Origin of the sequence: Caballeronia pedi (assembly GCF_001544915.2) — a bacterium.
In the GTDB taxonomy this organism is placed as follows: Bacteria; Pseudomonadota; Gammaproteobacteria; order Burkholderiales; family Burkholderiaceae; genus Caballeronia; species Caballeronia pedi.
Map to the genome: position 1 here is coordinate 1 of NZ_FCOE02000083.1, position 10,552 is coordinate 10,552.

At 61.8% G+C, this 10,552-nt stretch carries 6 protein-coding genes; all 6 read left to right on the forward strand.

The annotated features are described in order from the left end of the window. A partial coding sequence (locus AWB80_RS44265) for an LPD1 domain-containing protein (protein WP_061180523.1) occupies nt 1-2,184 on the forward strand: 2,184 nt, incomplete at its 5' end. Between the two features lie 334 nt (nt 2,185-2,518). Beyond that, complete coding sequence (locus tag AWB80_RS42165) at nt 2,519-7,081, forward strand: helicase-related protein (protein ID WP_143328282.1); 4,563 nt, start codon at nt 2,519-2,521, stop codon at nt 7,079-7,081. A gap of 65 nt (nt 7,082-7,146) precedes the next feature. Beyond that, nucleotides 7,147-7,356, forward strand: coding sequence for a cyclin family protein (locus AWB80_RS42170; RefSeq protein WP_143328283.1), 210 nt, complete (start codon nt 7,147-7,149; stop codon nt 7,354-7,356). A 165-nt stretch (nt 7,357-7,521) separates the two neighbouring features. Next, nucleotides 7,522-8,376, forward strand: a complete 855-nt coding sequence (locus tag AWB80_RS42175) for a hypothetical protein (protein WP_143328284.1) — start codon at nt 7,522-7,524, stop codon at nt 8,374-8,376. Continuing rightward, nucleotides 8,373-9,032 (forward strand): hypothetical protein, encoded by a 660-nt coding sequence (locus AWB80_RS42185; protein ID WP_061180527.1) that lies wholly within the window; start codon nt 8,373-8,375, stop codon nt 9,030-9,032. Before AWB80_RS42175 ends, AWB80_RS42185 begins: the two co-directional genes overlap by 4 nt. A gap of 24 nt (nt 9,033-9,056) precedes the next feature. Beyond that, on the forward strand, nt 9,057-10,552 hold a 1,496-nt coding region (locus AWB80_RS42190; RefSeq protein WP_143328285.1), incomplete at its 3' end, for a hypothetical protein.

The following is a 10,552-nucleotide window of genomic DNA, read 5'->3' on the forward strand; positions in this document are numbered from 1 at the left end:
CCGCACAGCGAGACGGCGAAGGCGCTCGTGCGCAAGGTCGCCGAGCGGGTAGCAGCGCGCGACGAGCCGGTCGACGACGTCGATAATCCGAACAGCGACAGCTATCGCTATGCCGACACGGGTCACATCGCCGGTTCGCGCAAGGAGGAGGCTGCCGCGCAGGTGATCTCCCGTGCGAAGAAGGAAGGCGCGCGCGTGTTCGCGAGCGCGATCGACTGGGACGAGATCGAGCAGAACCCGCGCGAGGCGCGCGAACTGATCACCAAGTCGAACCTGTTCGGCGCGGTCGACTGGGCAGCACTGCGCGATGGCGGCATGGATCCGGGCGCGGCGTTCCTTGTCGATCGCGTCTATGCTGCGATCGGGCAGGAGCCTAGTGAAGAATCCGCGCAGGCGCGAAAGGATTACGTCACGGGGCTTCAGACGTTGCGCGATCGTCTGGAAGGCTGCAAGACACCGTCCGACGTGGCGGACGTGCTCGACGCGCTACGCGAGGAGTACGACGGCAAGATGCTGACGGCGGAGGAGTCCGAGAAGTATCAGGCGCTCGGTGCGCAATCGCGCGCGCTGTTCGACGAGGAGGGCGCGTTGCGCGGGCAGATCGATCAGGCGTATAACGCGATGATCAATCTCCGATCGGAGATGTACGGCGTAGAGCGTGAGGTCGATAACCGTAAGCGACGCGGCTGGGCGCCGAAGCCGGATCTGGATGCGAAGCTCGCTGCGTTTAAGCAGCGCCTGGCCGATGCCGACAAGGAATGGGGCGATGCGATTCAGTCGACGAAGCCGCGTCGCGAGGAGCTGGAGTCTGCTCGGCGCGATATTGGCGTGCAGCGCGAGGCGATCGTTCTGGCGGCGCACGTGCGCAATAAGCTCGACAATCCGCTGCATCGCGCGTGGAATCTGATGGGCGATCGCTTCGTCAGCGTGCTGCGCTACCGCTCGAGTAAGGGATCGGACGCCTTCCGGAATCACCTGGCGACGGCGAAGGTCGGCAAGATCGATTGGTCGTGGATCGAGAAGGACGTGACGCGCGCGCCGCGCGTGAGCAAAGAGTCGGCGCGGTTCCAGCTCAAGGTGGCGGATAACTTCGAGCGCGTCGGCGGGCGCACGATGGTGCCGCAGTCGACGGCGGAACTGAAGGAAATGTTCGGCCTGCGCGACGTGCAGTCCGGAAATTGGGTGCTGCGCGACGTCGCGAGCGCGAAATTCCACACTGAGCACTCGGCGGCCGCGTTCGCGGATCTCGCCGATCTGCTCGGCGCCGATGACGCACACGTGGCGCTGAATGGTCGCCTGGCGCTCGCGTTCGGTGCGCGCGGGCAGGGCGCGAAGGGCTGGAAGGATGGCGCGGCGCGCGCGCACTACGAGCCAGTGCAGCGCGTGATTAACCTGACAAAGATGGGCGGCGGCGGGGCGCTCGCGCACGAATGGTTCCATGCGCTCGACAACATGGCGAAGGAAGCAGAGGGCGGCGGCGCTGCCGGGCGCGAAGACTTCATTACCGAACGACCGGATCTGCTGCCCCCTGGCGATCTGCGCGATGCGGTGGTCGAGTTGCGCCGCGCGATGTTCGACGGCCCGCACCGGATCACGCAGACGATGCAGTACACCGCCGACGACGCGCGGCTCGCGCAGCGCAACGTCGGCAATAGCCGGTTTCCGAACGGCGTCGCCAAGCGGATCCAGGACGCGGGCAACGTGCACGACGCGGTGCAGGCGATCGACGGCATGCTGGGTCCGAAGCCGGGCGCGAAGCAGTCGCCGCGCCAGAAGCGCATGCATGCCGACTGGCGTCGCATCGCGATCGCGCATTATGGCGGCAATGCGGAGGGCGGTGAGATCTCCGTGCGCAGTGGTGCGCCGATGTCGTCTTTCATGCTTGAGGCGCACAAGTTGGATCAGGGTGGCACGGCTTATTGGCGCGAGACGCACGAAATGGCCGCGCGCGCATTCCAGTCGTACGTCGAGGATCGGCTCGCGGATCAGGGGCGGCGCAACGATTATCTGTCCGTCTATGCCGATAACCGCTATCACGTCGATCCGCTGACCGGCATGCAGTGGAAGCCGTATCCGGAGGGCGAGGAGCGGCAACGCATCAATGCGGCATTCGATCGCTTCGTGGCGGCACTGAAAAAGTCTGACACGCTGGCAAAGGCGCTTGCGATGCTCAAAGCAGCCTGACGAGCGATTTTCACTGTGACAAGCCGCCTTCGGGCGGCTTTTTTGTGCCAAGTGGTACCACTGGTAACCGTATGTACCGGTTAAGTTGTTGATTTTAAAGAAAGGTTACCAGATACCAAGTTTCCCGCGACAACATATATATACACAAACACCCCACCTACACCCCAACCACACACAACACAATACACTTCATGATATATCTATATTTATTTATTGGTATCTTGGTATCTGTATCAAGTAAACCGATGAAGTAAAAGGAAAAATGCAGATACCAAGCATGGTATCGGTTTGGTATCCGGTAGTACCAAAATGTCGTGACCAGACAATGCTGGTCATGACCAAAAAATCTCGCATTCTTCTCCTCAAGGCAGACATTCCGGCGGGAGCGCGCTGGATCACGGTGCATCCCAATGGCGCGGGCACCGAAGGTCAGCCGGTCCTGATTCAGCCGAATCCCGACGGCACCGCGCACGTGATCGGCGGCGCTGGCGGCAAGCTGAACTATCTCAAGCTGCGCGGTGTTCGCTCGGAATCCGACTACAAGCGTGAGGCGGCGCAGCGCAAAGCAGACAAGACGCAGGCGCGTAAAGAGCAGGTCAAGGCCGATAAAGAGGCCGGCATCTACGAATCGAAGTCGAAGGCGCGCGGCGAAGTGGCGGCGCAGCAGACGCGTCACGAGCGCGAGTTCATCCATACGGTTGCGGATGCGATGGGCTGGGACAAAAAGGATCTCGAATTCCCGGTGGAAAAGCACGAGAACCTGTCGCAGGCCGCGCGCAACAAGCTCGAGCAGAAGCATCATCGTGAGTTGATGAAGCGCGCGACGGCGGCGGTCGATTTGCAGCGCGAACGCCTGGTGAACGACGGTGCTGCGCGCATGGAGGCGGGCATCGGCGAGGTGCCGCTCGACGCGAAGGATCCGGCGACCCTGTCGGTCGATGACTTGGATCCGACTCCGCAGCAGACGGGCGGGCTCGGATTCTCGACGCGGTACAAGGAGCGCGCGGAGCAGTCGGGACTGACGCCTGAGGAATTGAAGGCTGAGGCCGATCAGGCGCGCGCCGCGAAAATGGCGCAAATGACGCAGGCGCAGCGCGATGCTGCGGTCAAGCGCGGCGACACCGCACGCATGGTGCGTGACGAACTGAATACCGTGCGCGAGCCGATTGCGCCGTCCGCCGGCGCGACGCTCGCCGATGCTAAGACGGCTGTCGAGTTGCTGCGCGCGCAGAAGGCTCTGCGCCAGGTGCAGAAACAAGCGCGGCAAGCGAACGCGGAGATCGACAAGTCAAACGCCGAGCCGAAAGCCTACGTGCTCGAATACACGGCCGATCCGGACGCTGATAAAAAGATCGCCGAAGACATCGACAACGATCTGCGCACGGCGCAGACGCGCGCGTTTCTGTCCGAGTTAGGCCAGATCGCGGGCGCCGATCCGAACGAGACGCTGGGCAAGCACATCGGCATCGGTGCGTATAACAGCGTGAACGCGTTGGCGCTTGCTGTGGGCGGTGAGGCGTTGGTTGATCGAAGCGTGGTCGACGTGCTCGGCATCGCGGGCGCGGCGCAGGTGCTCGCGCGGCGCATCCACAACGACATGCCGGAGGATGTCGAGCGCATCGCCGAAGGCGTCGAAGACTTCCACGTGAACCACTACATGCAGGCGAGCGCCGGCGCGATCAAGCGCGCGCGAGAGTTGATGGACTCGGCGAAGGAGGTCGAGCTCGGCGACGCGGCGAATGGTGCCGATCTGCAAGTCGCGCAGGAAATGAACGCGCGCCGGCGCGCGGCGGTTGGCGATGCGCAAAAGCTTCTCGGCCAGACGCTCGGAGAGATGGAAGCGAATGCCGCGCTGTCAGTCGCGTTGAAGCAGGGCAAAAAGAAGGATTTTCAGGTCTCGCTCGGCAAGATGGGTGTCGAGGATGCGATCCGCCAGGCGCGAGCCATCGGGCTGCAGCGCGGCGATTACCAGATCGAGGACGTCGCTGGCGACACATTCCTCACGGTGAACGGCGCGGGGCTCGATCGCCTCGCAAAGCCGATCGCGCGCTCGGACATCGAGCAGGTAAAGCGCAATCTGGACATTATCAACGGCGGGCAGGACGAAGACGGCTGGCTGCCGCTCGGCGTGGCGAATCGCCCGGATCTCGCGATGGATGTGAAGCCGGGCGTTGCGCCGCGCATCGCAGAACCTTTCGCGGCCGGTGCCGATCTCGAGCAGTCGTTGCGCGATTACATCGGCGCGCGCGCGGCGGATGGTGACGCGCCGGGCGACATCGTTGCGGACATCCAGTCGGCGGACTTCTTCCAGAAGGCGGGCTCGGACCGCGCGGACGCGTATCGCGCGGCGCTCGACGCGGTCGCGCCGCTGAAGGGCGAGGATGGCAACATGCAGCGCGCGGAGGCGCTTGCGGACACGTTCGACGGCTACGCGGACGACTTCGTGAAGGCGCGCTACGGCGCGACGCGATCGCCTCTCAATCGGCAGAAATTCAACGTAGACCAGAAGGCGGTCGACGCGCTGCATCGCGCGCTCTCAGACGCGCCGGAGGGTATGGCTGCGTACAAGCAGATCGGTGATCTCACTCCGCAGGATCAGGCCGCGCTGCGCGAGCACTTCTATCAGAACGTGGCGAAGGAGAGTCCGGACGCAGCGTCGATGCGCGCGGATCTCGATCGTATGAGCGCGAACGAGCCTGAGCGCGAGACGCAGGACATGTTCGGCGAGACGACGCAAAATCCGGAGTGGTCGGACTGGAAGCAGCAGCGCGACGAGTTAGCCGGCAAGCTCAATGCATCGTCGCTGACGTGGGGCAAGTATCTCGAGACGATGGGCGGCAATGCGCGCGCGTATGAGTCGATGCAGGATCTGATTCGCTCGCGAGTGTCGAAGTCTTTTGCGGATGCCTACAACAAGCTGAATCCGGATTCGCCGATCAAGGTCGGTAAGGCGGTCGTGCGCAACAACTTGAATCACCTCGATGCGACTGATCCGGAGGCGCGCGAGGCGCGGCGCGCGCGGGAGCGCGATCTCGTCGACGGTCTGCGCGAGCGCGTGAACGGGCGGTATGCATCCGGCGCCGTAAGCGAAAAGCTCGACGCGGCGCGCGATGAGCGCGAGGCATTCGAACAGTCGCAGATGGGATTCTTCGCGGACCAAGACGACATGTTCGGGGGTGGTGCCGACGATGCGCCGAAAGAACACGTACTCGCGGGCGACGAGCGGCACACGATCGGACATGAAGCGGAGCGCCAGGTCGCCGGCATGATGGGCATCGTCGGTCAGAACTTCAAAGCAGGGCAACCGACCAAGCTTTGGAACGTCTCGATGAACGGAAAGTACGTGAATCAGCAGCGCGCGATCAAGATGCTGGCGGCGAACAAGCGGCTTGGGCTCGCGTTCGGCGCTGGATCCGGAAAGACGAATGTGATGCTCGGCGGTTTCGCGCATCTGCACGGGCTCGGCAAGGTCAAGCGGAGCATCATGCTTGTTCCGAGCGTTGTGCAAGGTCAGTTCTCCGGCGAGGCGCTGCGCCTGCTCGAGCCGGGCAAGTTCAAGTGGCACATTCAGCCTGGCGCGTCGCGCGAGTCGCGGATCGCTGCGTACAAGGATCCGGATACGCATTTTTGCGTGATGACGCACCAGTCGTTTCGCGATGACATGCTGCACTTGGGCGCGAAGCACGCTGGAATCGATGAATCCGCGATGGCGGAGCGCCTTCAATCGATGAGGCCCGATGAGCGCCAGGGATGGATCAAGGATGTAATGGCGCACGAGGGCATCAACTTCGATGCATCGTTCGTCGACGAGGCGCACGACACGCTGAATCGCGCCGGCAAGGAGAATTCGTCGCTCGCAAACGTGACCGATGCACTTTCCTCGCACACGCCGTACTACACCTACGCATCCGGTGAGTCTGGATTCAAAAACGACACCAGCGAAGTGTTTTCGATGCTGCAAAAGCTCGATCCGGCGCGGTACCAGGATCGATCGGCGTTTATGCGCAGGTATGGCGCGGACACGCCGTCGGCGAAGACGGCACTTCAGCGCGAGATGGCGCGCTACACCTTTCCGGCGTCGATCACGCCAGACGTGCATGCGGAGCGCAAAACCGAAAATGTCGATCTGACGGACCCTCAGCGTAAGGCGCTAGACGAATTATCGTCGAATCTCGCCAGCGTGCGGCTCGCGCGGATGCAGGGCAACGTGGACGTCGCCGCGATCAAAGCGATTTCGCCGAATTCGTTCGAGGGCGTGCCGGCATCGGAGCATGAGAAGGTGGCGGCCGATCTTCAGAAAAGCGTCGGCATCATGAAGTCATCGGCGATCCAGCGAATCATCGATACGCATCCGGACAATGCGAAGGTGAATCGCATCGCGGATCTCGTGCGCGAGCGCGGCGGCAAGCAGGGCGTGATCTTCGCGCGCAATCGCGCGGCGGTGGACCAGTTGCGTGCGCGTCTCGAAAAGGAAGGCAAGCGCGTCGTTACAATCACCGGCAGCGACAGCGCTAAGGACAAGGATTCGAAGCGCAAGCTGTTCAATCCGGAAAAGGGCGACGCGCAGGCCGACATTTTGATTGCATCGGACGCCGGCGCGGTCGGCATGAACCTCCAGTCAGGCCAATACCTGATCCAGCACGACATTCCAGCGACGGCCAAGACGCACGCTCAGCGCAATGCGCGGATCCATCGCCTCGGGCAGAAGCAGAACGTCGAGCTAATCGACATGCAGGCGAATCATCCGGAGGAGCGGCGCGCGCGCGATCGGCTGACGAAGAAATACGCGATGCGCGATCTGATGGCGACACCGCTCGAGGGGCTCGATGACACGGGCGTCGCGTACTACATCAAGCAGCGGCAGGCACAAAAAGCCGACTCACTTGATCTTTTTTGATTATACTGCGCACCATGAAACCGAATCCGGAAAAGACGCGTCGCCAACTCGGCGAGCTAGGCGCGATGGCAGCGCAAACCGAAGCGATGGAGCGGCGCATCCTCTCCATCGCGACGGTGAGGCTTCGCCAGGTGAAAAGTAAAATCGACGAAGCGCGCGCGCAGGCAATGACGGGCGGCGAGGACGCGCAGAAGCATTATCAAGATCTCGTGACTGAGCGCGGACAACTCAATCAGGTGATCGCGAACGCGCGCGCCGTGCTCGCAAACTCATAAATACTCCTGAATCTCTGATCGGGCCGCATCGCGCGGCCCTTTTCATTTTCCGCCTTGATTTTTTATCGGGACGCGCGCTCGCGGTGTCGGTCGTGACAAGACACTGAGGGCATGAACGATACACAGCTACTCGCTGACATCCCCGACTTTCTGAGCATCGAATCGATGTTCAAGGCGATTCCCGCTGAGGAGGCGGGCGAGCGCTTCATCTATTTCGAAGCTAGCAACGAGAAGCTGGATCAGCAGAACGAACGAGTAATGGCTAAGGCGCTGGAAGCAAGCGCCGAGCATTACAAGAAGTTCGGCAATGTCGACATCGACCATTACACCCTGATCGGCAAGCCGAATCCGGCGCGCAATTGGGCGGGCATTCCGAACCCAGAGCAATACGAGATCGGTCGCCCGGTCGAGGTTCGCATCGAGGGTCGCCGCACGTTCGTCAAAGCGAAGCTGTATCGCGGAACATCGGACCTGGCGAAGAACGCCAACATGGTGTGGGAGTCGATGACTCAACTCGATCCGCCGGCGCGTTGGTATCCGTCCGTCGGTGGTGCGGTGCTCGCTAAGAGCATTCAAATCGATCCGGAAACGAAATCGAAAATCGGCGTTGTCGAAAAGGTCCGGTGGACGAACGTTGCTCTGTCCCGCACGCCGGTCAATCAGAACCTCCCGACGGCGCAGACGGTGCCGTTCGGTGCGCTGGCGAAGTGCTGGACGTCTGCGGGTCTGTGGCTTTCGAAAGCGCTCGAGACCGGCTACGGCACCGATAGCGCCTCGCTGACGGGTGGTGCCGCGCTGCGCGGGCAATCGCTCGATCGCGGGATCAAGAACTATCACGATTTTCAGGAACGACTCATCCACGATGAGCGCGCGGGTCTGATCGATCCAAAGTCGGGTGCGCGTGGCGTGGTTGAGTACTCCTCAAAGAATTTCGGCATCTCGCTCGACGAGGCTGCCGAGTACTTGGTGCGCTTCATGCGCGATCTGAAAGAAGGGCTCAACAAACGGAGTAAGTCATGAGTCAGTTGTTTAAGTCGTTGCTCGAGGAGCTGGAAGGCGAGCACGAAGCAATGGCCAAGGCACTCCCGGCGGACGACGGCAAGGATGACGACAAGATCCAAGCTGCCGCTGGTGAAGGCGGCGGCGAAGGTGGTGAAGGTAAGGGCGAAGGCGAGGGCGCTGGTGAGGGTGACGAAGGCAAGGGCGAAAAGGAAGGCGAATTGCCTTTCGGCAAGTCCATGCAGATGACGGATGCCGAAGGCAACGTGATCGAGGCTTTCGACGGCACTGAGCTGGTCAAGTCGTTGATGGACGACGTCGCTGCAATGAAGACGCAGTTCGGCGAGACCGAAGGCCAGATGGCTAAGGCGCTCGAATCGACGCTGGGTCTCGTGAAGTCGCAGGGCGCGCTGATCAAATCCCTGCAGGAGCAAGTCCTGAAGCTTGGGGGCGAAGGTCGCGGCCGCAAGACGGTTGTCACGGTTACCGAAAAGGTCGTGGGCACGATGCAGAAGTCGCAAGCCGACGAAGGTATTTCGCCGGCTGAGTTCATGGTTAAGTCGCAGGCGGCATTCGACGCCGGGCGCATCACCGGGAAGGATTTCACGGTGATCGATGTTTCGCTTCGCTCTGGCGTTCCGGTTGATCCGGCGCTGGTTTCCAAAGTCATTGCCTAATTCAGGCGCAACCAGAGGTACAAGATGCAACAATTGATTCAACAGTTTGCCGGCGTTGCGCCTGGTGGTCAGGCAGCGCTCGGTGGTTCTCAGGGCGGCGCATTGACGGCGTTCGCAGACCTGCAGAAGGCGCTCGAGGCGAGCAACTATCAGACCGACGTGTCGACCCTCACGGGCGGCGGTGCGCTCGGTGTGCAGTCGCTCGACACGGCGATGAAGACCACGATCCAGGAGAACGAGCACTTCACGCTGTTCAATCGCCTGGCATCGACGAACGCGACGAATATCGTTGACGAATACACGCGTCAATCGAGCGTCGGTGGTTTCCTCGGCGGTTCGACGAATTCGCAGATGGGCGTTGTTCGCGCCGCTCAAGGCGAGTACTCGCGTGAAGTGGGCATGGTGAAGTTCCTGATGTCGCTGCGCCAAGTCGGCTACGTGCTGAACATCGGCAAGAACATCGTCGAGGCGACGGCAGTCGAGGAACGCAACGGCGCACTGCAGCTTCTGACCGATGCGAACTATCTGCTGTATCACGGCAATGCGGCTGCGTCGCCGACTCAGTACGACGGCATTTTCACCCAGCTCGACGCCGAGATCGCTGCTGGCAAGATGAGCGGTGATTGCGTGGTCGACATGCAGGGCAAGAAGCTCGACTCGGTCACGCCGTTCTCGGACATCAACGTTGCGGTGAGCCGCTACGGTTCGTGGGGTCGCAGTACCGATGTGTTCCTGCCGAACTCGGTGCAGAACGATCTGAACTCGGGTCTGGATCCGGCATATCGCTGGCAGCCGCAAGGCGGAAACACGCCGGTGATGGGTGGTCACGTGGAAGGCATTCGCCTGACCAACGGTGTCCTGAAGACCAGCATGGATACGTTCCTGCACGACGAGGCGCATCCGATGGTCTCGCCGTTCGAAGTGAACTATCCGGCGATCGCGACGGCCAACGCTGCGTTCAAGCCGGCAAGCATCGCCGTCGACGCAAGCGGTTCGGACGTATCCTCGCAGTTCTCGTCGACGCGCGCTGGCAATTACTACTGGGCAGTCGCAGCCATCGGCCCGAACGGCGAGGGTATGACGCAAGTGGTCGTGTCGGGTCAGACCGCAGTCGCAGCCGGCAAGAAGGCTGTGCTGACGATCACCAAGTCGGCGTCCGGATCGGAGAGCGGCTATGCGGTTTATCGCAGCCGCCAGGACGGCACCAATGCGCCGAGCGATCTGCGCCTGGTGAAGATCATTGCGAAGGCCGGTGATACGACCACGTTCACCGATCTGAATCGCGACATCCCGGGTACCGTGTCGGCACCGCTGCTGAACCTCGGTCCGTCGGCAGATGCGATCGGCTGGCGTCAGTTCCAACCGATGACCAAGATTCCGCTGCCGTTTGGCGTGGGTGGCGTTCCGGTCATCTCGTGGTTCCAGTTCCTGTTCGGATACCTGCGAGTCACGAAGCCGAAGCATCACGGCTACATCAAGAACATCCTGCCGAGCAACGCCCTGTGGCGTCCGCATACCGG